The organism is Paenimyroides ummariense (genome assembly GCF_900115115.1).
Taxonomy (GTDB): Bacteria; Bacteroidota; Bacteroidia; order Flavobacteriales; family Flavobacteriaceae; genus Flavobacterium; species Flavobacterium ummariense.
Window position 1 is genome coordinate 81,008 of sequence record NZ_FOVI01000011.1, and the last position, 25,489, is coordinate 106,496.

22 protein-coding genes and 4 tRNA genes are annotated in these 25,489 nt (G+C 34.4%); 13 read left to right on the forward strand and 13 right to left on the reverse strand.

Going from position 1 to position 25,489, the window contains the following annotated elements; all coding sequences use genetic code 11:
• The first annotated feature begins 39 nt into the window (after positions 1-39).
• A complete protein-coding gene (locus tag BM253_RS09695) occupies positions 40-1,170 on the forward strand; it encodes a DegT/DnrJ/EryC1/StrS family aminotransferase (RefSeq protein WP_091523024.1) in 1,131 nt (376 codons plus the stop codon).
• A gap of 75 nt (positions 1,171-1,245) precedes the next feature.
• On the opposite strand, the gene BM253_RS09700 is transcribed toward BM253_RS09695, so the two are convergent.
• From BM253_RS09700 to BM253_RS09750, 11 genes are all read right to left on the reverse strand, one after another.
• Positions 1,246-1,584: a GIY-YIG nuclease family protein gene (locus BM253_RS09700; RefSeq protein WP_317040947.1), complete on the reverse strand. Its 339-nt coding sequence runs from the start codon at positions 1,582-1,584 to the stop codon at positions 1,246-1,248.
• Between the two features lie 21 nt (positions 1,585-1,605).
• Positions 1,606-1,989, reverse strand: coding sequence for a DUF3037 domain-containing protein (locus BM253_RS09705; RefSeq protein ID WP_091523030.1), 384 nt, complete (start codon positions 1,987-1,989; stop codon positions 1,606-1,608).
• A complete protein-coding gene (locus BM253_RS09710; RefSeq protein WP_091523033.1) occupies positions 1,979-2,752 on the reverse strand; it encodes a HipA family kinase in 774 nt (257 codons plus the stop codon). The genes BM253_RS09705 and BM253_RS09710 overlap by 11 nt, the downstream gene beginning before the upstream one ends.
• Before the next feature lie 20 nt (positions 2,753-2,772).
• The gene (locus BM253_RS09715) at positions 2,773-3,312 is read right to left on the reverse strand and encodes a hypothetical protein (RefSeq protein WP_091523036.1); all 540 of its coding nucleotides are present in this window, start codon (positions 3,310-3,312) and stop codon (positions 2,773-2,775) included.
• A gap of 59 nt (positions 3,313-3,371) precedes the next feature.
• Positions 3,372-4,244 carry an ACP S-malonyltransferase gene (gene fabD, locus BM253_RS09720; RefSeq protein ID WP_091523040.1) on the reverse strand — a complete coding sequence of 291 codons (873 nt, stop codon included), beginning with the start codon at positions 4,242-4,244 and terminating at the stop codon, positions 3,372-3,374.
• Positions 4,245-4,337: 93 nt separating this feature from the next.
• Positions 4,338-6,455 carry a peptidylprolyl isomerase gene (locus tag BM253_RS09725; protein ID WP_091523044.1) on the reverse strand — a complete coding sequence of 706 codons (2,118 nt, stop codon included), beginning with the start codon at positions 6,453-6,455 and terminating at the stop codon, positions 4,338-4,340.
• A 94-nt stretch (positions 6,456-6,549) separates the two neighbouring features.
• Positions 6,550-7,776: a transporter associated domain-containing protein gene (locus tag BM253_RS09730; protein WP_091523047.1), complete on the reverse strand. Its 1,227-nt coding sequence runs from the start codon at positions 7,774-7,776 to the stop codon at positions 6,550-6,552.
• Between the two features lie 4 nt (positions 7,777-7,780).
• The gene (locus BM253_RS09735; protein ID WP_091523050.1) at positions 7,781-7,966 is read right to left on the reverse strand and encodes a hypothetical protein; all 186 of its coding nucleotides are present in this window, start codon (positions 7,964-7,966) and stop codon (positions 7,781-7,783) included.
• On the reverse strand, positions 7,953-8,504 hold the full coding sequence (gene lptC, locus BM253_RS09740; protein WP_091523053.1) for an LPS export ABC transporter periplasmic protein LptC: 552 nt from the start codon (positions 8,502-8,504) through the stop codon (positions 7,953-7,955). The genes BM253_RS09735 and lptC overlap by 14 nt, the downstream gene beginning before the upstream one ends.
• Complete coding sequence (locus tag BM253_RS09745; protein WP_091523056.1) at positions 8,505-9,788, reverse strand: BamG family beta-barrel-assembly machinery protein; 1,284 nt, start codon at positions 9,786-9,788, stop codon at positions 8,505-8,507.
• Positions 9,781-10,515 carry a type III pantothenate kinase gene (locus BM253_RS09750; protein ID WP_091523060.1) on the reverse strand — a complete coding sequence of 245 codons (735 nt, stop codon included), beginning with the start codon at positions 10,513-10,515 and terminating at the stop codon, positions 9,781-9,783. The genes BM253_RS09745 and BM253_RS09750 overlap by 8 nt, the downstream gene beginning before the upstream one ends.
• Before the next feature lie 119 nt (positions 10,516-10,634).
• Between BM253_RS09750 and BM253_RS09755 the strand changes: the two genes are divergently transcribed.
• The 3 genes from BM253_RS09755 to BM253_RS09765 all read left to right on the forward strand — a co-directional run bounded on the left by BM253_RS09755 (position 10,635) and on the right by BM253_RS09765 (position 10,901).
• A tRNA-Phe gene (locus tag BM253_RS09755) sits at positions 10,635-10,707 on the forward strand.
• Between the two features lie 24 nt (positions 10,708-10,731).
• Positions 10,732-10,804: transfer RNA gene (locus BM253_RS09760), tRNA-Phe, on the forward strand.
• A gap of 24 nt (positions 10,805-10,828) precedes the next feature.
• Positions 10,829-10,901 (forward strand) — tRNA-Phe (locus BM253_RS09765).
• A 72-nt stretch (positions 10,902-10,973) separates the two neighbouring features.
• Here BM253_RS09765 and BM253_RS09770 read toward each other — a convergent pair.
• On the reverse strand, positions 10,974-11,708 hold the full coding sequence (locus BM253_RS09770) for a CDP-alcohol phosphatidyltransferase family protein (protein ID WP_091523115.1): 735 nt from the start codon (positions 11,706-11,708) through the stop codon (positions 10,974-10,976).
• Positions 11,709-11,864: 156 nt separating this feature from the next.
• On the opposite strand from BM253_RS09770, the gene BM253_RS09775 reads away from it, so the two are divergent.
• The 4 genes from BM253_RS09775 to BM253_RS09790 all read left to right on the forward strand — a co-directional run bounded on the left by BM253_RS09775 (position 11,865) and on the right by BM253_RS09790 (position 15,583).
• Positions 11,865-12,899 carry a putative type IX sorting system protein PorV2 gene (locus tag BM253_RS09775; RefSeq protein WP_091523119.1) on the forward strand — a complete coding sequence of 345 codons (1,035 nt, stop codon included), beginning with the start codon at positions 11,865-11,867 and terminating at the stop codon, positions 12,897-12,899.
• Complete coding sequence (locus BM253_RS09780) at positions 12,892-14,004, forward strand: lipoprotein N-acyltransferase Lnb domain-containing protein (protein WP_091523065.1); 1,113 nt, start codon at positions 12,892-12,894, stop codon at positions 14,002-14,004. The genes BM253_RS09775 and BM253_RS09780 overlap by 8 nt, the downstream gene beginning before the upstream one ends.
• A gap of 10 nt (positions 14,005-14,014) precedes the next feature.
• The gene (locus tag BM253_RS09785) at positions 14,015-14,746 is read left to right on the forward strand and encodes a tyrosine-protein phosphatase (RefSeq protein WP_091523069.1); all 732 of its coding nucleotides are present in this window, start codon (positions 14,015-14,017) and stop codon (positions 14,744-14,746) included.
• A 180-nt stretch (positions 14,747-14,926) separates the two neighbouring features.
• Positions 14,927-15,583: a hypothetical protein gene (locus tag BM253_RS09790; RefSeq protein ID WP_091523072.1), complete on the forward strand. Its 657-nt coding sequence runs from the start codon at positions 14,927-14,929 to the stop codon at positions 15,581-15,583.
• A 94-nt stretch (positions 15,584-15,677) separates the two neighbouring features.
• On the opposite strand, the gene gldJ is transcribed toward BM253_RS09790, so the two are convergent.
• Complete coding sequence (gldJ, locus tag BM253_RS09795; protein ID WP_091523076.1) at positions 15,678-17,300, reverse strand: gliding motility lipoprotein GldJ; 1,623 nt, start codon at positions 17,298-17,300, stop codon at positions 15,678-15,680.
• Between the two features lie 190 nt (positions 17,301-17,490).
• Between gldJ and porU the strand changes: the two genes are divergently transcribed.
• The 5 genes from porU (at position 17,491) to BM253_RS09820 (ending at position 25,478) form a co-directional block, all read left to right on the forward strand.
• The gene (porU, locus tag BM253_RS09800; protein ID WP_091523079.1) at positions 17,491-21,315 is read left to right on the forward strand and encodes a type IX secretion system sortase PorU; all 3,825 of its coding nucleotides are present in this window, start codon (positions 17,491-17,493) and stop codon (positions 21,313-21,315) included.
• A 57-nt stretch (positions 21,316-21,372) separates the two neighbouring features.
• Entirely contained in the window at positions 21,373-22,587 is a 1,215-nt protein-coding gene (gene porV / locus BM253_RS09805; protein WP_091523083.1) for a type IX secretion system outer membrane channel protein PorV, read from the forward strand.
• Positions 22,588-22,646: 59 nt separating this feature from the next.
• Entirely contained in the window at positions 22,647-23,129 is a 483-nt protein-coding gene (gene cdd / locus BM253_RS09810) for a cytidine deaminase (protein WP_091523086.1), read from the forward strand.
• A gap of 70 nt (positions 23,130-23,199) precedes the next feature.
• Positions 23,200-24,591 (forward strand): nucleotide sugar dehydrogenase, encoded by a 1,392-nt coding sequence (locus tag BM253_RS09815; protein ID WP_091523089.1) that lies wholly within the window; start codon positions 23,200-23,202, stop codon positions 24,589-24,591.
• Between the two features lie 812 nt (positions 24,592-25,403).
• Positions 25,404-25,478: transfer RNA gene (locus tag BM253_RS09820), tRNA-Val, on the forward strand.
• The last annotated feature ends 11 nt before the right edge of the window (positions 25,479-25,489 follow it).

Here is a 25,489-nt window from a genome sequence, read left to right on the forward strand (position 1 = left end):
CGAGCGGTTTTTTTACCTTTGCGTATCAAATTTTCAATAATGAAAAAACTACAAATGGTTGACTTGAAAAGTCAATACGATGATATAAAAGAAATTGTAAACGCCGGTATTCAAGAAGTGTTGGACACAACAACCTACATTAACGGACCAAAAGTTCATGAGTTTCAAAAGAATTTAGAACAGTATTTGGGCGTTAAACACGTAATTCCATGTGCTAATGGAACTGATGCTTTGCAAATTGCCATGATGGGCTTGGGTTTAAAACCGGGAGATGAGGTTATTACTGCCGATTTTACTTTTGCTGCAACGGTTGAAGTTGTTGCTTTGTTAGGATTGGTTCCCGTTTTGGTTGATGTGGAAGAAGATTCTATGAACATTTCGGTAGATGCCATTAAAAAAGCCATTACACCAAAAACCAAAGCTATTGTTCCGGTTCATTTATTTGGTCGCGCTGCAAATATGGACGCGATTATGGATTTAGCAAAAGAACATAATTTATTTGTGATAGAAGACAATGCGCAGGCAATAGGGGCGAATTATACGGCAGCAAACGGTACTAAAACAAAAGTTGGCGCTATTGGTCATATAGGAGCAACATCGTTTTTTCCTTCTAAAAATTTAGGATGTTATGGCGATGGCGGTGCGATCTTTACAAACGATGACGAGTTGGCGCATACTATTCGCGGAATTGTAAACCACGGAATGTACGAACGTTATCATCATGATGTTGTAGGTGTGAATTCACGTTTAGACAGTATTCAAGCAGTAGTTTTAAATGCTAAATTACCACTTTTAGATAAATACAATACAGCTCGAAAAAATGCTGCAAAGGCTTATAACGATGCTTTTTCTGTAAATGAAAACATTATTACACCGGTATTTGATATCGATGGAGACGATCACGTTTTTCACCAATATGTTATGAGAATTACCAACGGAAAACGCGATGCCCTTTTAACGCATTTACAAGAGAAAGGAATTCCGTGTGCTATTTATTACCCAATTCCGTTACACAAGCAAAAAGCGTATGCCGATGCTCGCTATAATGATGTTGATTTTCCGGTAACCAATATGTTTGCAGATCAGGTTATTGCCTTACCAATGCATACCGAATTAGGAAAAGATCAGATTGATTTTATAACTTCAACGGTTTTAGAATTTGTTAAATAGTAAAAAGTCCTCAATTGAGGACTTTTTTTTATGAGTTCTTGTCATGCTGAACTTGTTTCAGCATCTCACAAGTAACTAAAATAATTTTAGGGTTTCTAAATTAGGATTGGTGGATTTTATCAAATTCAGTTTCCACTCTTTTTTCCAATTTTTAAGTTGTTTTTCTCTAATAATAGCTTGATTAATTTCATTAAAAACTTCAAAGTAAATCAAATCTGTTAGATTATATTTTGATGTGAATATTGAACCGTCATGATTATTATGCTGTGAAATTCTATTATTTAAATCATTACTTACACCAACATAAAATGTTGTTCTGAATTTATTAGTAATGATAAAACATAGTATTCTTTCATAGTTTATTATTGTGGTGAGACCCTGAAATGAATTCCGGGTGACAAGATTGTGCTTTATATAAAAGTATTTCGACTAATATTACAAAACCAATTCTTTATACAATTTATCAAACGTAGCATTTAAATCTGCTGATAAACCGGGATGTGGGCGTGATGATTGAATGCTTGAACTTTTTACAGCAGTAATCCATCGGAATTTTTCATCGGCTTCTAAAGTAGCAATTGGTCCGCCATCTTTTGCACCCGAGCAAATTTTAGCAAACGATTCTAAATTTTCTTTTAATTGAATTAAATCGAATTCGTTGCAGAAACTTCTTATTTTTTCTTCATGAATATGATATTCAAACCGAATGTATCGTTTTCTTTTACTGAATAAAATCAAACCGATATTTATAAATTCTTCGCGTTCAACCTTAGGAACAACTCGAATCACAGCGTATTCGTAAACAACTTTATCTTGCATCTTGAGCAGCTTTTAGAAAGATATCGGCATGCGCCAATCGGTTCGACAAAAATTGATAATACACTTCGCGAATTTCTTCGTTGCTAGGACCTTCTTCCCAGTTTAAAAATTCATCGGGAATAATATTTACCAATTCACGTAACACATTGTTGTTCAATTTCGCAGTGAATTCATTATGTGCTTCCTGAAGTTTAGTTGCCTTTTTAATTAGCGCATGATCTTTTATCAATGTAAACGGAGTTACCGATGTTTTCTCCCAATTATCCCACGAATGATGAAAATAAAACGATGCACCATGATCTATCAGCCATAATTCTTTATGCCAAATTAACAGATTGGTGTTGCGAAAGGTACGATCCACATTGGTAATAAAACTGTCTAACCACACAATTTTTGACGCCAGCAATTCGTCGCAATCATTAGTCGCAACATCGTAAGTAACAGCACCAGAAAGATAATGCAGACCTAAATTCAATCCTTTGCTGAATTTTAATAAATCTTGAATTTCTTCGTCGCCTTCGGTTTGTCCAAAAGCTTCGTCTAATTCAATAAAAACCAATTCGGGTACAGGTAGTCCTAAATATTGTGCAATAACTCCACCCAATAATTCTGATATTAAGGCTTTAACACCGTGACCTGCACCACGAAATTTTATCACGTATTTAAAATCGTCACAAGCTTCTGCCAAAGCGGGTAACGAGCCGCCTTCACGCAAAGGCGTAATATATCTGGTAACTGTTACCGTTCGTAAGTTTGGAATCATAGTTTTTTCTATTCAACTGCTTAATGAAAGTACTCTATATACTTTTTATTATTGGTTGATTTTGTATGTTTTTTTAATATTCTCATAATTTCATATATCTTAAGCTCGTTATCAGAGTCTAAAATTAAAAAATCATCAGTAGCAAATTTAGTTGAATCTTTTGCAAAGTTTACTCTATATCTCTTACCTTCATCAAATATATAATCATCAGAATTTATATTTTTAAGATATTCTGTATTAAATTTTTGGATGTCAGATACAAATTGTTTACCAAACAATACTTTGATATCTTTAAATTCATTTTCGTTTAATTTGACATATTCAAAATCAACAGATGGTTTTAAGATTTCAAAAGCACAAGCGCAATCTTCTGGGATTACGGTCATTTGAGATAAATCACTAAAAGTGATGGATTTGCTTTTAAAATCGACTGTGATTGATGAGGGAATATGAAGTTGCCCAGAAAAAATATCAATCTTCACGAAATCTAATTCTGGTTTGGTTTCTTTGGGTTCGCAACCAATTAATAACATCAGAAATATCAAACTAAAAAACTTCATAATTATTTTTCTTTAAAGATATAAAAAAACGACTTCTGTTTTTGAAGTCGTTTTTAAGTTTAAGCTTTTATCGTTTCTACGTCTTTATTGATTTTGTTAATCAAGCCCATTAAAACTTTACCTGGACCAACTTCGGTAAACGATGTAGCTCCATCGGCAATCATTTGCTGTACAGATTGTGTCCAACGAACCGGAGCTGTTAATTGCGTAATTAAGTTTTTCTTGATTTCGGCAGGATCTGAAACTGCATTTGCCGTTACATTTTGATACACCGGACAAATTGGCGTATTAAAAGTTGTAGCTTCAATAGCAGCAGCCAATTCTTCGCGTGCAGGTTCCATCATTGGCGAGTGAAATGCACCACCAACAGGTAAAATCAACGCGCGTTTTGCTCCGGCTTCTTTCATCTTTTCGCAAGCCAATTCAACCGCTTTTGTTTCGCCTGAAATTACTAATTGTCCAGGACAGTTGTAATTTGCTGCTACCACAACACCATCAATCGATGCACAAATATCTTCCACTATTTTATCATCTAAATTTAAAACTGCCGCCATTGTAGAAGGAGTAATTTCACAGGCCTTCTGCATTGCCATGGCACGTTTTGATACCAATTGCAAAGCATCTTCAAAAGAAAGTGTTCCGTTTGCAACCAAAGCAGAAAATTCTCCTAACGAATGCCCTGCAACCATTTCCGGTTTAAAATCGGTTAAGGTTTTTGCTAAAATTACCGAATGTAAAAATACCGCAGGCTGTGTTACTTTGGTTTGTTTTAATTCTTCATCGGTACCGTTAAACATGATTTCGGTAATATTAAAACCTAAAATTTCATTGGCTTTATCGAACAATTCTTTTGCAACTGCCGATGTTTCATATAAATCTTTACCCATTCCAACGAATTGGGCACCCTGTCCAGGAAATACGTATGCTTTCATTTGTTATTAGTTTGTTGCTACAAAAATAGCAAATTAATAGATAAAAAAAGTCCGTTTTAAAACGGACTTTTATATGTTGTACTCACTTACATTTTATTGTAAAACTTTTGCACGGTTGTCTTCGATCTTCGCGTTTTGATACATTGCGCTGTAAACCATGTTCTGTGCCATTTGGCGGTTGTTTGTTCCTACTTTTTGTTTGTACGTTAAATAGTTAGGTAAATCAACTGCTTTTGTAACATTTTTGGTTTTAACCATGTAAACTCCGTTGCTGCCATCGATTAATTTCGATGTTTCGTTTGGCTTTTTACCTAATGCTACACCAACAACCAAAGGCTCTTGAAAACCGTTAACCATTGGGTTTGCACCTGTAACTTCAATAGCATTTACAATTCCTGCTTTGGCATTTTTAGAAACTTCTTCTAAAGTATTTCCTGCCATTTGTTTGCGGATAATGGCTGCTTTTTTCTCTTTAATTAAAATTGGTTCAACCGTTTGGCGTGCATCATCAGCATCCATAACTTCAGAATCGTTAATGCTTACTAATTTAACTACTAAATATCCATCAGCAGAATCAAATTTCTTAACATCGCCAACGCTTGTTTTTTTGTTAGATGCCCAACGGATAGCTTCAGCTTGTGTTCCTTCAACACCTGTTAACTGATCATCGAAAGGATCAATTTTTGTTGCAGGGAACGAGATTAAACCTTGCGCAGTTGCTTCTTTGGCAAAATCTTTATCGCCAGCTTCAACGCTTTCTAAAAACTTGTTAGCTTGGCTGTAAAGAATATCTTCTGTTTTCTTAGATGATTCAATTTTTTTAGCGATAGTTGCTAATTGAACACCTTCTTTTTCATTGATTTTATCAACTTTTAAAACGTGGAAACCAAAATCAGATTCTACCATTCCTAATTTTCCTACAGGATTATTAAAGATGTATTGATCAAAAGTTGGAACCATTTGTCCTTTGTTAATGTTTGGATATTTACCCCCATTAGCTTTAGAACCCGCATCGTTTGTATTTTCTGTTGCCAATTTAGCAAAATCAGCACCACCTTGTGCTTGTTTCAATAATGCTTCAGCTTTAGCTTTAGCTTCTTCTTTTGTTAAACTAACAGTAGCATCTGCTCTGTCTGCACCTTTGTAAGCAATTAAAATATGTGAAGCATCAACTGTTTCTGCTGTGTTTTTCTTAGCAACTATTTTTGATACCGCATAATAATCGTTAAATAAATACGGTCCGTAAATAGATCCTGTTGGTGCAGCAAATAATTTTTCTGCATGTTCTACCGGTAACTGCTCTTTTGCATAGTAAGTAGAATCAAAAGGAACATCAGAATTTTGGTTCACGAATGCTTTGATATCTGTAGCTTTTGCAAAACCAGAAATAGTATCGTTTTTACCAGTTGTTTTGTTGAAAACAACAGATGGTTTCAATAAATCGTCGATGATTTGTTTTGATGCCGCTTCATCTTCTTTAGAAGGTTTGTTAGCAACAAAAACATATTCTACTTTACGCGATGGCGTTGTTTTAAACTGTTTTGCGTGTTTTTTAACGTATGCGTTGATCTCATCGTTAGTAACTTTTGCCTGATCGTCGTTGATTGAAGAAAAAGGAATAGTAACATAATCAAAAGATACTTTTGTAGCTTCGTTTTTGTAAACCATTTTAGCTTCGGCAGTTGTAGTAACAATTGCTCCTTTTATCATGTTAAGATACATTTGCTCTTTTGCAACTGTTTCCAACTGTTTTTCGTAAGCCAACCAAGCATTCCACTGTTGTGGACCTTGAGCTTTCATTTGAGCTAAAAACGTGTTGAATTTGTTGATATCGAACTTACCTGCGTCATTTAAGAATTGAGGATTTTGAGCGAAACTTGGATCTGTTTTTAAAACATTTATTAATTGGTCTTTTCCTAAACGTAATCCGGCTTTATCTAACTGTTCGTTAAATAAAATGGTACGAACTTCGTTGGTCCACACCTGATTGTGCAGCTGTGCGCCTTTGCCGCGACCGCTTTGTTCTAAATTTTGAATTTTATTGGTATAATCAGCCGAAGAAATCGAAACTCCGTTTACTTCTCCAACATTACGTGAGCTGATGTTCATCCCACCGTTTAATAAATCTCCAGCAACAAATGCCAAAATACAAAACCCGATTACGCCAATAAGTAAACCTGATCTCTCTCTAATTTTCTGTAAAACTGCCATTTTATATAATGTGTAATTTTTTCAATGAGCGAAAATACAATTATCTGTTAAATAAAAAAAGGGAATAAAAAAAAATGCACCTTATTTAGGTACATTATTTTATTATTGATAGCGCAACCGTTTTAATTCGGGTATTTGTGGCTGCCAGAATTTTTATTTTGAACGATTTAATAGTAATTGTTTCTTTTGCTTTTGGATGACGTTTTAAATGATGAAAGATAAATCCGCCTAATGTGTGATAATGTTCTGATTCGGGGATTATTACATCAAACTTTTCTTTTAAATCGTCGATATCCAAACTTGCCGAGAAAATAAAATCGGTGTCTGAAATCTGTTTGGCAATCAGCGTATCATCATGCTCATCGACAATTTCGCCAAAAAGTTCTTCAATAATATCTTCTAAAGTAACCAAACCAATAATATCGTTATCGGAATTTTTTATCAGCGCGATCGATTTTTTACGAATTGTTAAAGTGTTCAACAAATCTTTAATTAAAACATCGTCATAAACATACACAAACGGACGAATAAAATTTTCGATAGGTTGTTGCAGTTGAAGTAAATCATAAGTGTGCAGATAACCAATAAAGTGTTCGTTGGTATCGTTTATAACCAAGATTTTAGAAAAACCGGTATCTACAAACTTTTTACGAATGGTTTCAATAGCATCGTTTTCATTAATGTATTCAAACTCGTTTCGCGGCGTCATGATTTCTTTTACCTTGACTTTAGGAAACGATAAGGCGTTTTTCAAGATTTCGAATTCGTTTTCCAACTGTTCCTGCTGGCTGCTGGCTTGTATCTGCTGTGAAATATAAGTTCCTAAATCACCTGTGCTTAAAAGGTTGAATTCGGTGTCTTTTGCGTAAGGATATTTCCGTTCTAACGATTTTTCGCTTATCGAAATAAAAAACTGGGCAATGGTTCCGAAAAGTTTTAAGATAACCTGAATAAACGGTTTTGCTGTTAGAATGATTTCATTTGCAAACGGTTTTACAAAGGTTTGCGGAAGAAATTTAGAGATAATGTATAGCAGAAATAGAAAAAGAAGTACTTTCCATAAATCATCAAACTCGTACGAATTTAGAAAAGTAGTAAAAAACAGCAGACTTAAAATCGTAATAAAAATACTGTTGCCTACTTTTAAAGCGCCGATAAATAATCGAGGCTGTTCGGTAACGGTTTTTAAATAATGATTGTCGGCGTCTGTTTTTTTAGACTCTAAATTAAGGTAGATTTTATTTGCGTTAGAATAGGCAACCATTAACCCCGAGCAGATTAATACGGCAATACTAAGAAATATAAATCCAAAAGTAATCATTCAGTTATTGTTTGTTTTGCGGCAAACGGTTAATGCTTCGTAACCTAAATATAAACATAAAAATAGCAACACCAGCTAATAAAAGTCTAATTAAATAATCTTCGCCATTAGTGTATGCACGATACGCTTCGTAAATAAAAAATAAGGCAAATACTAAATAAATATAAGCTATAATTTTATAAATTTTCATCTTTAACGTCTTTTAATTCCGCACGATTTTGCTGTGCATTAACAATTTTAAAATTTTGATCGAAATCAACGCCGGTTCCATCAAAAAAACTTTTATTCTTATCGGTTACCTTAAAATAGTATTCGGTAAAAAACCAGTTGTTCTTTTGGTCGTAATACAACTGCTGTGTCTGCATTACTTTGCCATCGTGCGAGGTAATTTTTACATCGCCCATCAAATTAATGATTCCCGTTTTATTATAAACAGTTGCTTGTTTTGCAACTATGAAATTTTTATTTCTTTTACTATCGTAAACCGTAACTTTAATACCGTTTGGAAAATGATTGAACGAATACTTTGCCTTTCCGTAATCTAACATTTTTACAGCATACAATTCGGCTTTTATTTTGGCAGAATCGGTATATTTAACATTGATAGAATCTGCTTCGCCGGTAGGATACAGTTGCTTTTTGTTTAAATTCTGAATGTCTTTCAAATCGTTATTACAAGCAGAAAAAACGAAAGCAAATACGATAATATGTGCAAAATATTTTTTCAATTAATTAAATTTTCTGCGTTTAAACCAAACATCGCTAAAAGAAAATCCAACGTGAACACCGTAATAATTTTCTTTTATCAAGCCCATATTCGTGTTTCCTTTTTGTCCGTATTCAAAACCAATATTAATATTAGAATTGCTCATCATAGTTTTACTGAAAGGAACAGGTAAGCCAATACCTATGTTTGCGTTGTAACCTTTAATTTCTTCATTGTTTATTACCAAACCGGTATTTTCGTAATTTATACCGGCACGGTACGAAATTTTTTGAAAATAATTTTCAAATGAATTGTATTTCGGAGTGTAAAAACCTCCTAATCCAATTTTCATGTAATCGTTATAACGTGCGTTTGAGTAATTGTAGAAATTATTATATTTTGATGTTTGTGTTGCCGTATATTCTGCCCCAACAAACCATTTTAAATGATTACCAATACCTAAACCAATAGAATAATTCATTGGTAAAAGTATTTTTTCATCATAATCTGTAGTTATTCTGGAATCAATTTCAACAAAACCTAAATTGCTGTCTGCTTTAACGGTAGCCAATATGCTTTCTTGATCGTTTTTCAACTTCATTTCTGGACTAAAGGTAGCCGTTGCAAACAAAGACATTTTTTTGTTTAAAGGCTGTTCATAATTTACCGCTGCGTTAATAGCAAGTCCGCTGTAATTGTTCTTGTTACGTAAACGACTTCCGCGATCTAACGGAACACCGTCACCATTATCGGTTATAAATGTTGTAGCGCTGGTTTCGGTATCACCAAAAATATAAGCTCCATCAACACCAATGCTTAAGTTTTTACTGATCTTATAACTCAAACCTAAAAAGGTTCTGTTTAAACCACCTTCGCCAATAAACTGATTTGCTTGGGTAAAATTACCTGATTTGCTTGTGTTCTGAATATTATATCCAACAAAAGAATACGGCATAATACCTACCGCTACTCTAAAATCACCTGCAGGGAAAGCCAATGCCAGATAATCAAAAGATCCACTTGTGGTTTTTTCTTTGCTGTTTGCGTTTGATAAGTTGGTTGATTTGTACGATGCACCTAATGAAAAAGTTGTGGCTTGTAGCTTAGCGTACGATGCGGGATTTAATGTGTTCATGTGTAAACTATCACTGAAAACAGCTAAAGAACCCATAGATTTTATTTCATTTGATCCTCTAAATTGTTTCTCGCCAAAACCATAATAAGAATAAGGAGAAGCAGTACCTTGTTGCGCATAAGTATTTGATATACCTGCCAAAGCTACTCCTAATATAATTTTTTTAATCATTTGATACAATGTGTTGATGTAATAAAAATAAACTTTCTAATAAGAAGTTTGGATTGGCAAAGATGCTATTTTTTAAACGGTTTACCAAAAATTCAGAATTTCCGCCCGTTAAAATTACTGTTAAATTTTCATCTAGGTGTTTAAAATGATCTATAAACGCTTCTATTTCTGCAATAACACCGTTTAAAACACCCGATTGAATAGAGGTAGAAGTAGAATTTCCGACGAACGGATGCAGCTCCGAAATCTTTTCTAAAGGCAGATTTGCCGTATAATCGTTCAAACTTTTGTACCGAAGACCGATGCCCGGCGAAATAGCACCACCATGATATTGATCAGAATTATTAATGAAATCGTAGGTAATGCAAGTTCCGGCATCAATAACCAATCTGTTTTGGTTGGGATATTTCAAAGTAGCACCTGCAGCCAGCACAATTCTATCAATTCCTAAAGTAGTAGGCGTACTATATAAATTTTTAAAAGGAAGATGCGTTTCGTGCGTAACCGTTATTAAATTGCCCAATTTTTTAAGATCTTCAATAGTTTCCACAGATAAATCACCAACCGAAGAAAGAATAATATCTACACAATTCTCTATTCCTTGAATTTGTTTCGATATATTTTTTATCAATTTTTCGTTATTGGTAATAATTAGCTCTTTCAGCGTACTGTTTTCATACACAGCAACTTTAGTGCGTGTGTTACCAACATCAATACAAATAATCATAATTTATCAGGCATATTTGAACAAAGGTAGGTAAATTTTTTTTGGAAAAGATTAGGATATTATTAAAAAAAGCCTCTATATTTGCAATCGCTTTTGAGAGGTAGTTTACCTAGCAAAACGGTACCTTAGCTCAGTTGGTAGAGCAACGGACTGAAAATCCGTGTGTCCCTGGTTCGATTCCTGGAGGTACCACAAAAATACAGAGTGTAATTACTCGGTACCTTAGCTCAGTTGGTAGAGCAACGGACTGAAAATCCGTGTGTCCCTGGTTCGATTCCTGGAGGTACCACAGAAATACAGAGTTTAATTACTCGGTACCTTAGCTCAGTTGGTAGAGCAACGGACTGAAAATCCGTGTGTCCCTGGTTCGATTCCTGGAGGTACCACAAAAGAAAAGCTGAAGATAAATCTTTGGCTTTTTTATTTTATATCAATTTAAGCAACAAAAAAATCGGTCTTTAAACCGATTTTTTTGTTTTATTCAGTACAACTGAAAGTATAATATAAAAGATTATAATCAGCGGAATCGCTTCAAATCTAAAGAATAATAGCAGTAATGCACAAATTCCCAAAAACAAAAGCGTTAGCTTGTTATCGCTTAAATTTTTGTTCTTCGTTTTTAGTGAAAAAAGTGGTAATTCGGCATTCATAATAAACGCACTAAACAAACTTATTACTACCAAAACGTACGGATTGCTAAAAAAGTTAAAAACAAAATCACTTTCTGTAGTGTTCATTATTAAAGGAATACTCAATATAAACAAGGCGTTTGCAGGTGTTGGTAATCCAATGAAACTGTCGGTTTGGCGGGTATCAATATTAAATTTTGCCAAACGCATACAGGCACCCAACGTAATTACAAAACCAGTAAAAGGTACCAGTTTCATGAAAAAAGTATCTTCGGTAATGGTGTATTGTTCATAATTTTCCTGAATATGTGCCAACATTTGATACATTACAACACCAGGAACCACACCCGATGTTACCATATCTGCCAAAGAATCTAACTGAACGCCTAACGGACTTGATACTTTTAAAACGCGTGCTGCAAATCCGTCCCAAAAATCAAAGAAAATTCCCAAACAAACCCAGAAAAAAGCCATTTGCAGGTTATCGTCAAAAGCATAAACTAACGCAACTAAACCAGATAATAAATTTAAAAGTGTAATTACATTAGGAATGTGTTTTTTTATTGTCATCAATTGTATAATTTTATTATAAAAACAAAAGTAAACAATAAGTTGTAAGTATTTTGAGTTTATATATTGTAAATTTTTGTAATATTTGTAAAAATTATCTACGTGAAAAAACGTTTTTTACTATTGCCTTTACTTTTTAGTACGGCTTTAATGCAGGCGCAAACTGCAAGAAAATATTCTAACGAGTTTTTAAATATTGGGGTAGATGCCGCATCATTTGGTATGGCTAATAGCGTTATTGCACAAACTGGAGATGTTAATTCGGGGTATTGGAATCCGGCAGGATTGATTCATTTGCAAGATAAACAGATCAGTTTAATGCACGCAAGCTACTTTGCAAATATTGCACAGTACGATTATGCTGCTTTTGCAATGCCTATTGACGATAAAAGTGCGCTGGCAATTTCTGCAATTCGTTTTGGGGTAGATGATATCATGAATACCACCGAATTGATCGATCAAAACGGAAACATTGATTATAACAGAATTTCATTATTCTCTGCTGCCGATTATGCTTTTAATATATCGTATGCCCGAAAATTATCTGTAGAAGGTTTATCGTTAGGTGCAAATGCAAAAGTTGTTCGCAGGGTAATTGGCGATTTTGCAAAATCGTGGGGCTTTGGGTTGGATGTTGGTTTGCAGTATCATACCGAAAACTGGAAATTCGGATTAATGGCGCGAGATATTACTACAACGTATAATGTTTGGAATATTAACGAAGCAGAATTTGAAAAAATACGAGGTGCAGTTGAAGGTCAAAATCAAACGTTGCCTGAAACTACCGAACTTACGTTACCTAAACTACAATTGGGTGTTGCAAGAGATTTTGCTTTAACCGAAAAATTTAATTTAACCACTGCGGCGGTTCTTCATACCGAATTTTATCAGACAAATGCCGTAATTTCAACATCATCTTTCAGTATTCAGCCATCGGTTGGTTTTGAGTTTGGATACGATAGAATGGTTTTTGTACGTGCTGGTGTGGGGAATTTTCAGAACGAATTACAGATCGATAATTCCGAAAAAGTTACCTTTCAACCCAACGTTGGTTTAGGATTTAAATACAAAGGAATTCAGGTAGATTATGCCTTAACCGATATTGGCGATCAAAGTGCATCGCTTTACTCAAACATCTTTTCACTGAAATTAGATTTAGGAATTTTTACAAAATCAAATGAATAATTTAGTATCAGAATTTAAACAGCAAATCGTATTATTGGTTTGTTGTTTTTCTTTTATAACTGCAGCAGCACAACCCGAAACCTTATCAGAAAATGCCGAGATTAGCGTATTAACCTGCGGAACTGCTAACGAAATGCATACGCTTTTTGGTCATACAGCTTTACGAATTAAAGATGTTGATCAAAATTTAGATGTGGTTTACAATTGGGGAATGTTCGATTTTAGAACGCCTAATTTTTTAGCAAAGTTTGTTAAAGGAAATTTACTTTATTATTTAGATGTTGATTCGTTTAACGATTTTTTATACAATTACACGGTTGATAATAGGGAAGTGGTTGAACAAGTTTTGAATTTGTCTTCTGCTGAAAAATCAAAAATTTGGACAGAAATTAATCGACAATTAAAAGGAAATGATCGATATTACACCTACGGATTTATCAGAAATAACTGTACTACGAAGGTTGTTGATGTGATTAATAAATCGATTGAAAAACCATTAAGTGCCGATTTTTCATCAAATAATCATTCATACCGATACATTTTGAATGAAGGATTAGATCAGCATTATTTCGAAAAATTAGGAATTAATCTTCTTTTTGGATATTCAACCAACAAGCAGGCAGATCTAATGTTTTTACCCGTTAAACTAAAAGATGGAATTGCTTTTAATAAAAGTATTTTAAAATCAGAACAAACCATACATAAGGTAAATAATATCAATGCTAAAAGTTCTTTGAATTCCATTTACACTTTATGGCTTATTGTCGCGATTGCATTATTAGGTGTATTCAACAGAAAAAGCAGATTGATTTACTTTTTATTAACTGCCGTTTTTAGCTTGTTTTTAGTTGCAGTTAGTGTATATAGTAATCATTCCGAACTACAGTTTAACGCTTTAATTTTATTTTACAATCCTTTATTCTTTGTTGGATTAATATTAAAAAATAAAAAAATAATATTTTTAGCGACTTTTTTAACGGCTATAAGTTTGGTATTTATGGGGTTAGAATTAATTTTGGTTGCCGCACCATTAATTGTGTTAAATTTGGGTTATATAATGGTATTGTTTTTGCGAAATAATGCGTGTAAATTTGCAAAACCTTAAAAAATAACACATGTTTAGTTTTTTTAAAAAGAAGAAAACTCTTAGAGAAATTATACCACAGAACTTTGTTGATATGCATTCGCATCTTTTGTACGGATTAGATGACGGAGCAAAATCATTAAATGAAACCCAAGATTTAATCTCCGATTTAAAATCGTTTGGCTTTGCGCAGTTTATTACAACTCCTCACACAACTCCTTTAGTTTGGGAAAACACAAAAGAGCAGATTTTAGATCAATACAGAAAAGTTGGAAAAGAATTAAATATGTCTGAAGTTGAACTTCGTGTGGCATCAGAATATTTAATTGATGATTCATTTTTAAAGCGATTAGAAAATGAAAAGCTATTAACTGTAAAAGATAATTATGTGTTGATAGAAATGTCGTATATAAATCCTCCAATTCAGTTGTACGAAATCATTATGGAATTAAATTCGCAGGGATATCAACCTATATTGGCTCATCCGGAGCGGTACAATTTCTACAAAAATGATTACGATAGTTTCAAAAAATTAAAAAGTGCCGGCTGCTTGTTTCAAATAAATATGTTAAGCAGTACAGGTTATTACGGAGCTGGCATTACAGCAGTTGCCGATTATCTTTTAAAAGAAAATATGTACGATTTTGCAGGAAGCGATGTGCATCATCAAAAACACATTAGCGCATTTAACGCCGAAATAAACCTTAAAAATGTTGATGCGTTTGAAAGTGTTCTGAATAAAAATGAATTCTTTAGACAATAATTATAAGCTTACATTATGCTGTAAAATATTACAAGGCTCGCACATTGTGCGAGCCTTTGTTTTTTGGAGTTAATTGTTAATGAAATCTTATAAAAATACTGAAAATCAACGTTTTGTATTTTTATTTGTATCTTTGGAAAGGAAATTCAAATAGTGACAGGGTTTGAGAAATGATATTGAATGATAAAAAAATGTTCTTATTTTATTGTAACTGCCAGTGCAATTGCTTTAATAACTATGGCTTTTAAAGGTGTTGAAACAACTTTAATAACTAACGATTATTATAAGGTTAGTGAACCTTTAGCGTACAATGTTTCAACAAACGATAGAGTTTTGAGTGAAATTAATGAAGAACTAGGCGAAACTAATTTTTCTATTGAAACTACTAATACTTTTATAGATTTTAAAGAAGCATTAGCAGTTAAGGAATCGGATGGAGATTATAAAGCGGTGAATTCATACGGATATATGGGTAAATACCAGTTTGGGAAAGGCACATTGAAATTTATCGGTTTAAAAAGCACACAAGATTTTCTGAACAATCCGGCATTACAAGAAAAGGCGTTTGTTGCTTATGTACAAAAAAACAAATGGATTTTACGAAGAGAAATTCAAAAGTATGCAGGTAAAACAATACGCGGAATTTTAATTACAGAATCTGGTATTTTAGCAGCAGCACATTTAGGTGGAGCAGGTTCGGTTCAAGATTTTTTAAGATCGAATGGAAATGTTTCGTTTGTAGATGGCTACGGAACAGATATTAAAACCTATTTAAAAGCATTTGCTAATTACGATTTAACAACAATTAAAGCAGAAAAGAATCCGAAAGTAATATGAAGTTAAATTTTTATTCTGTACAATAAAAAAGTCCTAATCAATAAAGATTAGGACTTTTTTATTTATTAAGGTTACTTTTATAATGAAGATTTAATTAACCTCTTGCTTTTTTCTTGCTGTTAGATTTAGTGTTACCTACTTTAGTCATTGCATTTCTAAATCCAACGAAATCAGATGCAGAGTACTGATCAATAAATCTGCGTGTTGCAGGATCTAACCAATAAGCTCTGTCTTTCCAAGATCCACCTTTAATAACACGTGAATTGTTGTTAATTAAACTTGTTCTTGCAGCATCATCTAATGTATATGTTAAGTTACCATCGGCATCGTAAGCAGCTTGATCTTGTGGCGAATTGTACATTCTTGATTGAGCTGATCCAACTTTTTCAAATGCGTCGCCGTCATTGTAAGCAATACTATTTGTTCCTTGGAAATTTCTTCTCTGGAAAGTATCTTCAGCTCCAACCGCTTCTTTTTGAACTTCACCAGGTAAAGCTCGTGGACGTAATCTTCCGTTTGGCAAGGTATCGTATTCAACATTAGTACTTACCACTTGTACAGTTCCGTCTGGACCAATAACGCTTTTATTGTAAACATTTCCACGGAAATAGTTCATATCGTTAACTTCAGAAGAAATTGCCGGACGGTAAACGTCTGCAACCCATTCTGCAACGTTTCCTGCCATATCGTACAATCCCCAATCATTTGCAGGGAAAGATTTTACAGCAGTAGTAATTTCACCAGCATCGGTAGACCATCCTGCGATACCGCCATAATCTCCACGACCTTGTTTAAAGTTCGCTAAATAATCTCCTTTTGATTTACGTGAGTTTGTACGAACATCGTCAGATCCCCAAGGATATTTGTTTCTACCTTGTTGGTTGTTATACACACGGTCTGATTTTCTTACACTTGCTGCATATTCCCATTCAGCTTCTGTAGGTAAACGGAATTCAGCAGAAATAATACCATATTCCATTTTTGCGTATACTCCATTCTGACCAGGTTTAGCACGGTTTTTAACACCTTTAAAAACAATACTGTCATTTCCAGCATAAGCTTTGCTTGGAGCATTTAAGTAAGTATCGGTAGAAAAAGATTGTTCACCATATACTTTATCTGTTTTAGCACCTTTGGCAATGTAGCCGGCGCGCTCTAAATTTAATTCATTAACACGGTCGGTTCTCCATTTAGAGAAGTCGTTTGCCTGTACCCACGAAACACCAACTACAGGGTAGCTTTGGTACGCAGGGTGGCGTAAATAGGTGTTTGTTAAAGTTTCTGTGAAACCTAATTGATTGCGCCATACTAAAGTGTCTGGTAACGCAGAAGAATATATCTGACGGTATCTTGCTTCAGTTGGTGGGTAAACCGCTTTGGTCCATGAAAGATATTCTGTGTACATAAGGTTGGTTACCTCAGTTTCGTCCATAAAAAACGATTGTACATATTGTTGTGTAGCGCTGTTGTTCCACTCGCCCATAACGTCATCTTGTACGCGTCCCATTGTAAATGTACCCCCTTCAATAGCAACCATTCCGTAAGGAACTTCGGTGCCATCGTATGACGTGTTATATTGGAAACCACCTTTTTTATCGTTTATCTTCCAGCCGGTTGCCGAAGACGAAGTAGCGTTACTGTTTCCACAACTTGTTAGTCCAATTGACGCTGCCATTACAGCTATCAATTGTAGTGTCATAATTTTATTAATCTTCATTGTTAAAGTAGGTAATAAATTTCGTTGCAATATAATAATTAGCTTTTGATTAACAATATTAAAATCAAAAATATTTAAAAAAAACTTAAAAAATGAAAAATATTAAAGTCTTCCTATACGTTGTACTCATAAATGTAATTATTTTAATTATTTTTATCAAATTATTAATAGATGTTTATTTTCTAAATAAATGAAAAGACTGTTACCTGTTTTTGCTTTCTTGGGGTTTTATACCGTAAATGCCCAAACTAAAGATGTTCAATTACAATGGACCGAGCAAACGATTAAAATAAGTAGTGAAGAAAGCTTTTTTGTTCCGAGTTTTCAAAAGGAACATTTTACCTATAATTCCAGCAATAAAGTTTTGACTGCGAGTGTCATTATTAATAATGCACAAGGCAATAAAGTGCGAATTGTTTCTCAAAACCTACAAGCTATCGATATTTCTAAATATAAAGATATCAATCCTAAAAATATCCCAACTGAAATTAATCCGAGTGTAAGGATTTTTATTACAAAAGGTGTACAGTCTGCGATTGTAGATTTTAACCCGATTATTAAGACTGCGGGAGGATACAGTAAAGTAACTAATATTGTTTTTGAAGTTTTAGGAGGAAGAAATAATCAGGCAAAGGATACAAATTTTACTATTCAGAATTCTGTTTTGGCTCAAGGTAACTGGTTTAAATTTAAAGTTAACGAAACGGGTGTTTATCGATTAGATCGTAACTTCTTTACGAAATTAGGAATTCCGAACGATGTTGATCCACGAACAATTAAGGTTTACGGCTACGGGGGAGATATGTTACCGCTTGCGAATAGTGAAAACTTACATTTTGATTTGCCCGAAGTTGCGATTCAGTTTCAAGGTGAACAAGATGGCACTTTAAACGATAGCGATTATGCGCTTTTTTACGGTGTGGGAACAAAAGGTTGGAGTTCCGAAAACGCAACACATTTAAATCTTTACAGTAACGATGCTTACTATTATGTTACGTATGGTGGAACGGTAGGTAAACGTATGCAAACATATATCGAGCCTGCTGGTGCTGCAACGGTTAACTATACCGATTATATTGCACGATCGTACGATGAAAAAAACATTGAAAACATTGTGCAGTTAAGTAGAAAAACCTTTGGAGAAAATTTCGGGCAGAGTTTTAGTAAGCAAATTGTTTTGCAAACACCCATGTTAAACTCTTCAAAGCCGGCAACAATTGGTGTGAATGTAGCAGCTATCTCGCAAAATCAATCCTTTTTTAATATTGCTTTGAACAACCAGCAAATCGGCACCCAATCGGTTAACGGAAGATCAAGCAGTGTTTTAGGTGGCGAAGGTTATTTTTCGCATCAAATGAATTTAAACAGCGAAACCAATAACTTTACTGTTACTTTTAATAATAACGGAGTTCCTTCTGCACGCGGATTTATGGATTTTGTAGCGATTGATTACTACAAACATTTGGCTGGATACAACAAACAGTTTAAGTTTAATTTTGTCGATGCTGTTTCGCAAGTTGGGGTAGGATCTTTCCAAATTAACAGTGCGCAAAGTATTACACAGGTTTGGGATGTTACCGATCGTTACAATGCTACTTTTAAACCAAATGCTGCGGCAACTATAAACTTTAAAATGCCTTTGGGCGAATTACGAGAGTATGTGGCGGTAGATCAGAACGATTTTTATGTTCCTGCCGATGCTCCGAATCCTAAGGTAGTAAATCAAAATTTAAAAGGAACCATTTTATCGGGCGGAAACGTAGATTATATCATTATTACTACTAATGAACTGGTTTCTGCTGCAAATCGTTTGGCAAATCTTCATAAAGCACAAAGTAATTTAAATGTAAAAGTTGTGCCGTTAGATGTTATTTATAACGAATTTTCATCGGGTCAGCAAGATATTGTTGCTATACGTAACTTTATTCGCTATGTATATTTTGCAGGAAATCAAACACTGAAGTATGTCAATTTAATGGGCGATGCTTCCACAAATTATTTTGAAACATCATCTAACTTTGTGCCGATTTTCCATTATCTGCAAAATGATTTTAATAATCTAACTTCACAGAATTTTAATGATTGGAATACGTTTGCAACTGATGATTTTTATGCGTTGTTAGATGAGCCTGAAAATATTTTAGCTGGTAGGTATGAAAATAATAACTATATACCTGGTTGGAACTACGGGGGAATCGATATAGCTATTGGTAGAATGCCCGTTACAACTTTGCAGGAAGCTAATGCAATGATTGGTAAAATAGAACAATATTTAAGTAAAGATAATGCCGGTAGATGGAAAAATGTTTATACTTTGCTTGCAGATGACGTTGATAGTGACAGCGATAAATTTTTACAGGTTGCATTGAATGAAATGGCTGATGAATTGGTTGCAAGTAAACCTTATTTTAATGTTAAAAAAGTTATTGCCGATTCGTACCAACAACAAGTAGTGGCAGGCGGTCCAAGATATCCTAAAGCAAAAGAAGATTTTTTAAACGGAATAAATAACGGAAGTTTGGTTGCAAGTTATCTGGGACATGGATCTGCAACCGGTTTGGGTGGAGAACGTTATTTTGAAATTCCTGATATTGAAAAATTAAATAATATTGATAAATATCCGTTGTTTGTAATTATGACGTGCGATTTTACACGTTTCGATGATCCTTCACAAAAATCAGGTGGTGAATATCTGTATTTACGCGAAAAATCAGGTGCTATCGGTATTTATGCAACTACCAGAAAAATTGGAATTTCTAATGCAGAAGAGGTTACAAAAGTAGGTGCAAAGTGGTTGTTTGATTACGATAATAATTTACCGGACACCACCATGGCAGAAGCTTTGATGAACACGAAAAATGAGAATTTTTCAGAATCTGGGATGATTGCTTTTATTGGCGATCCGGCTTTAAAACTTGCAATGCCTAAACCAAATATTGTTATTACGCATGTTAACGAAGAGCCAATTGAGAATTTTACAGGAAGTTTGCGTGCTTTAGATCGAGTGAAGTTAAAAGGTCAGGTTACAACAGAAAGTGGTCAGGTAATTTCAAACTTTAATGGAAATCTGGCGGTGCAAATGTTCGATAAAAACCAAGAAAAAACTACTTTGGTTAACGATGGTGTTGGTTCTCCTATGACTTTTACTACATTGGGCGAAACGGTATTCCGTGGAAATGCATCGGTAACAAACGGCGGTTTCGAAATTGAATTTGTTGTTCCAAAAGATATTAAAATTGCAGTGGGCGAGGGTAAAGCAAGTTTTTATGCTGTGAAAGAATCAAATGTTTTAGATGATTATACGGGCGCCAATACAACCATTAAAATTGGTGGTGTAAATGAAAATGCAGCCGAAGATAACAAGCCACCGCAGATCAAATTGTTTATGAACGATGAAACGTTTATTTCGGGTGGAATTACTAATAATTCGCCATTGTTCTTGGCACATTTAGAAGATGAAAACGGAATGAATACAGCCAGCGGAATTGGTCATGATATGGTGGCAATTTTAGACGGCGATGAGAACAATCCTATTGTAATGAATGAGTTTTACGAAACCGAACCTAATAATTTTATGAAAGGTTTTATTAACTATCCCTTCAGTAATTTAAAAGAAGGCTTACATACTATTACATTTAAAGGTTGGGATGTGTACAATAATTTGGCAACTGCAACGTTAGACTTTGTAGTGGCTGCCGATACAGGTTTGGTTTTAGACAGAGTTTTGAATTACCCTAACCCGTTTGTAGATTATACCGAGTTTTGGTTTCAACACAACCGCCCTAACGAAACATTACAAGCACAAGTTCAAATATTAACTGTTACTGGTAAAATTGTAAAAACAATTAATCAAACCATTGTTTCCGACGGAATTTTATCAAAAGATATTAAATGGGATGGGCGCGATGATTTCGGTGACAAAATCGGTAAAGGTGTGTATATCTATCGTTTAAAGGTAAAATCAACCGTTTCGGGTCAACAGGCAGAAAAAATTGAAAAATTAGTTATCTTGTAGTTTGATAAATCTATTTAAAAACTAATTTTTATATTTGTTCAATATAATAAAATATACATGAGAAAAATTTCAATAGCAGTTGTTAGTTTGTTTGCAGTAAATTCAACATTTGCACAACAACGAGTTTCTGTCCCTTTAGAGAGTGACTATTACAACCCGGCAATCACAACAGGGGTGTCTTTTTTAACGATATCTCCAGATGCGCGTTCGGGTGGATTGGGTGATATGGGGGTTGCAACTTCGGCTGATGCTTTTTCCCAGTTTTACAATCCCGCAAAATATGCCTTTGCAGAAAAGCAGCAAGGTTTCGCGGTGTCTTATACGCCATACATGTCCAAAATTGCAAGTGATATATCTCTAATGGGTGTAAGTTATTACAATCGTGTGAACGAACGTAGTGCTATTGGTGCTAGTTTGCGTTATTTTACGTTAGGAGAAATTAACTTAACTGATAATCAAGGTCAGTTTCAAGGGGTTGAAAAACCAAATGAATTTTCTGTTGATGTTTCTTATACCATTAAGTTTTCAGAAAATTTTGGTATGGCAGTTGCAGGTAGATACATTAGTTCAAATTTAAAGTTGCGCGGAGATGCTGAAACAAGTGCAAGTACATTTGCTGTTGATGTAGCTGGTTTTTATGAAAGTGATCGTATCCAAATGAGTAATTCTGAAGGAAGAATTCGTGCGGGTTTCAATTTCCAAAACATGGGGCCAAAAATTAACTATACAGGTGATCCACAACGTTCAAGCAACATTCCAACAACCCTGCGTTTAGGTTTAGGTTACGATTTTATTTTGGATAATTACAATACGGTAACCGTATATGGAGAGGCTACTAAACTAATGGTTCCGTCTAACTTATTACCAACATTTGTTGATTATGATAATAATGGTGAAGTTAATGGAACAGATGAAATTAATAGCGTAGATTTAAGAAGACAAGAATACCGAGATATAGGTTGGTTTTCAGGAATGTTTAAATCGTTTGGCGATGCTCCGGGTGGTTTTGGCGAAGAAATGCGTGAATTTACTTGGGCATTGGGAGCAGAATATTGGTATCAAAACTCGTTTGCTTTCCGTTTAGGATATTTTAACGAAGCAGAAGATAAAGGTGCACGAAAATTTGCAACTTTAGGTGCCGGCTTTAAATACAACATTGTAAATATCGATGTTTCGTACTTGGTAGCAACCGGTAAAGTTCAAAACCCGTTAGAAAACACACTGCGTTTTTCTTTAACCTTTAATTTTGGTAGAGATTACTTTAAAAACTAGTTTATAATTAATTTTTTTATAAGTCCAAGCGTTTACGTTTGGGCTTTTTTTATCTGTTTATGAAAGCAATCAACATACAAACTACATTATATTCTTTTAATTCTATTGATGATTTGCCTAATGATGTTCATGATTTAATGAATCAGGCAATCGAAATCAGATTAAAAGCCTATGCGCCCTATTCAAAATTTCAGGTGGGTGCAGCTTTATTGTTAAAAAGTGGAACGGTTGTTTTAGGATCAAATCAAGAAAATGCAGCTTATCCATCGGGTCTCTGTGCCGAACGAACCGCGGTTTTTGCAGCTGGAGCTAATTATCCTAACGATGAAATTATCTGTATTTGTATTTCGGCATCATCAACTTTAAAAGATACATTAGAGCCAATTCCGCCATGTGGAGCCTGCAGACAATCGTTGTTGGAATATGAAAACAAACAAAAAAGCAATATCCCAATTTATTTTATGGGTAAATCGGGCGAGGTAATTCAATCACCATCAATCCAAAATTTATTGCCTTTTATTTTTAAAGAAGATAGTTTGTAAACCTAAATTAAAAATCATTTCTTACTTTTGATTTTTAAAGCGGCATTTTTGTTGCGATAGTAAAAATTTTATGATAAAATCAATTTGTTGTATTGGTGCCGGATACGTTGGTGGTCCAACAATGGCAGTCATTGCATTAAAAAATCCACATATAAAAGTTACGGTTGTCGATGTAAATCAAGATCGAATCAACGCTTGGAATTCCCAAGATTTAGATCTTTTACCTATTTACGAACCAGGTTTGGCAGATATTGTTGCTAAAACGCGAAACGTAAATTTATTTTTCAGCACAAATGTTGACGAAGCGATTGATCAGTCTGATATGATTTTTATCTCGGTTAACACACCAACCAAAACTTACGGAATAGGTAAAGGAATGGCTGCCGATTTAAAGTATATCGAACTTTGTGCGCGCCAAATTGCACGTGTTGCTACGACCGATAAAATTGTGGTTGAAAAATCTACTTTGCCGGTTCGTACTGCATCAACCATAAAAAGTATTTTAAAACAATCGCACAATAATGTAAAATTCGAGATACTTTCAAACCCCGAATTTCTTGCCGAAGGTACCGCAATTACAGATCTTTTAAATCCAGATCGAGTTTTAATTGGCGGCGATTATCATACCGAAGACGGTAAAAACGCCATTGCAGCTTTAAGCGGTATTTATCTAAATTGGGTTACGGGCGATAAAATTATCACCACAAATATTTGGTCAAGCGAGCTGTCTAAGCTTACAGCGAATGCATTTTTAGCACAGCGAATTGCCTCTGTTAATGCCATGTCGGCAATTTGCGAAGTTACCGAAGCAAATGTTGATGAAGTTGCGTATGCCATTGGGAAAGATACCCGTATCGGCGAAAAATTCCTGAAAGCATCGGTAGGTTTTGGTGGGTCTTGCTTTCAAAAAGATATTTTAAACTTGGTTTACATAGCAAAATCTTTCGGTTTAAACGAAGTTGCCGATTATTGGGAACAGGTAATTTTAATGAATAATTACCAAAAAAAGCGTTTTGCGCAAAAGGTAGTTCAAAAAATGTTCAATACCGTTTCTGGAAAAAAAATCGTGCTATTGGGTTGGGCGTTTAAAAAAGATACAAACGATTCCCGTGAATCTGCAGCAATCGATATCGCAAATTATTTAATCGAAGAACAAGCCGAACTGCATATTTACGACCCAAAAGTTACCGCACAACAAATTTTTTCCGATTTAGAACGAATCACGGGCGATAATTTACAGCAGTTACAAGAAAAAATACACGTATATAATAGTGCCGAAGCGATTTTTAACAACGCGCATGCCATAGTAATTCTAACCGAATGGGATGAGTTTAAAACATACAATTATATAGACATCAAAAACCAAATGTTAGAACCTGCCTTTATTTTTGATGGTCGAAACATTTTAAATCCAGCCGAAATGCACCAGATTGGTTTTCAATATTACGGTATAGGTAAGTAAATAAATTAAATCCCGTTAGTTCACTAGCGGGATTTTTTTTGTTTTTGGGCGTTCCCCTTACATCAAGTTTCAAAACAAAATTTAAGAAAACTCACCATTCATACAAACAGACAATTGAAGTAAACATTCGGGTCGGGTGAACTTCGTTCGCAAGTTTCGTTAAAGCAACATTTAGTTGCTTCTTCTCACTTGTGCTTCAAGTCCTCGCTCGTCGTACCTCCTCGCTGCGGGCTATCCGCTGCTATCCCTAACGCAGTTTTTGTTTAAAGTTTAAAAGTTGTAGGTTTTAAGTTGTAGGTTTAAGTTGTAAGTTGTAGGTTGTAGGTTTTTTAAATCATAAAAATAAAATTTGTGAAAATCCGTGCAATCAGTGGTTAAATGATTTGAAGTTTAAGGTTTAAAGTTTTACGTTTCAAGTTATTTTGCTAAATCAATTGCCTCGAACTTTAGTTCGAGGGTTGTTGTTAATTTTGAGTAGGCTTTAGCCAAATTTTATGTATTACAGTAAAGCTGTAAAATAAATCTGCGATAATCTGTGTCATCTGTGGTAAAAAAATTAGAGCTTCACCCAAACACTCATGCGGTCAGTGAGCCTGTCGAACTGCCAAACATCCCTCACTAAACACATATTCAGCTTCTTACAAAAAAGAATAAAAAACTTTGCAAAACCATTTGCAAAGTTCCAAAAAACAGTACTATATTTGCAACCGCTTTCAAGGTAACGAAAGCCACGTTCATAGAAAAAAAGTAAAAAATAAATTTGGATAGTATTGCAAAAGGTTTGTATCTTTGCAGTCCGTTCAAAAAAGAAAGGGCGATTAGCTCAGCTGGTTCAGAGCACCTCGTTTACACCGAGGGGGTCGGGGGTTCGAACCCCTCATCGCCCACAGAAAAAAAA

Coding starts and splice junctions, on each gene's coding strand:
- BM253_RS09695 (WP_091523024.1), top strand. CDS start 40: ATGAAAAAACTACAAATGGTTGACTTGAAAAGTCAATACGATGATATA.
- BM253_RS09705 (WP_091523030.1), bottom strand. CDS start 1,989: ATGCAAGATAAAGTTGTTTACGAATACGCTGTGATTCGAGTTGTTCCT.
- BM253_RS09710 (WP_091523033.1), bottom strand. CDS start 2,752: ATGATTCCAAACTTACGAACGGTAACAGTTACCAGATATATTACGCCT.
- BM253_RS09715 (WP_091523036.1), bottom strand. CDS start 3,312: ATGAAGTTTTTTAGTTTGATATTTCTGATGTTATTAATTGGTTGCGAA.
- fabD (WP_091523040.1), bottom strand. CDS start 4,244: ATGAAAGCATACGTATTTCCTGGACAGGGTGCCCAATTCGTTGGAATG.
- BM253_RS09725 (WP_091523044.1), bottom strand. CDS start 6,455: ATGGCAGTTTTACAGAAAATTAGAGAGAGATCAGGTTTACTTATTGGC.
- BM253_RS09730 (WP_091523047.1), bottom strand. CDS start 7,776: ATGATTACTTTTGGATTTATATTTCTTAGTATTGCCGTATTAATCTGC.
- BM253_RS09735 (WP_091523050.1), bottom strand. CDS start 7,966: ATGAAAATTTATAAAATTATAGCTTATATTTATTTAGTATTTGCCTTA.
- BM253_RS09745 (WP_091523056.1), bottom strand. CDS start 9,788: ATGATTAAAAAAATTATATTAGGAGTAGCTTTGGCAGGTATATCAAAT.
- BM253_RS09750 (WP_091523060.1), bottom strand. CDS start 10,515: ATGATTATTTGTATTGATGTTGGTAACACACGCACTAAAGTTGCTGTG.
- BM253_RS09775 (WP_091523119.1), top strand. CDS start 11,865: ATGCAGGCGCAAACTGCAAGAAAATATTCTAACGAGTTTTTAAATATT.
- BM253_RS09780 (WP_091523065.1), top strand. CDS start 12,892: ATGAATAATTTAGTATCAGAATTTAAACAGCAAATCGTATTATTGGTT.
- BM253_RS09785 (WP_091523069.1), top strand. CDS start 14,015: ATGTTTAGTTTTTTTAAAAAGAAGAAAACTCTTAGAGAAATTATACCA.
- BM253_RS09790 (WP_091523072.1), top strand. CDS start 14,927: ATGATAAAAAAATGTTCTTATTTTATTGTAACTGCCAGTGCAATTGCT.
- gldJ (WP_091523076.1), bottom strand. CDS start 17,300: ATGAAGATTAATAAAATTATGACACTACAATTGATAGCTGTAATGGCA.
- porU (WP_091523079.1), top strand. CDS start 17,491: ATGAAAAGACTGTTACCTGTTTTTGCTTTCTTGGGGTTTTATACCGTA.
- porV (WP_091523083.1), top strand. CDS start 21,373: ATGAGAAAAATTTCAATAGCAGTTGTTAGTTTGTTTGCAGTAAATTCA.
- cdd (WP_091523086.1), top strand. CDS start 22,647: ATGAAAGCAATCAACATACAAACTACATTATATTCTTTTAATTCTATT.
- BM253_RS09815 (WP_091523089.1), top strand. CDS start 23,200: ATGATAAAATCAATTTGTTGTATTGGTGCCGGATACGTTGGTGGTCCA.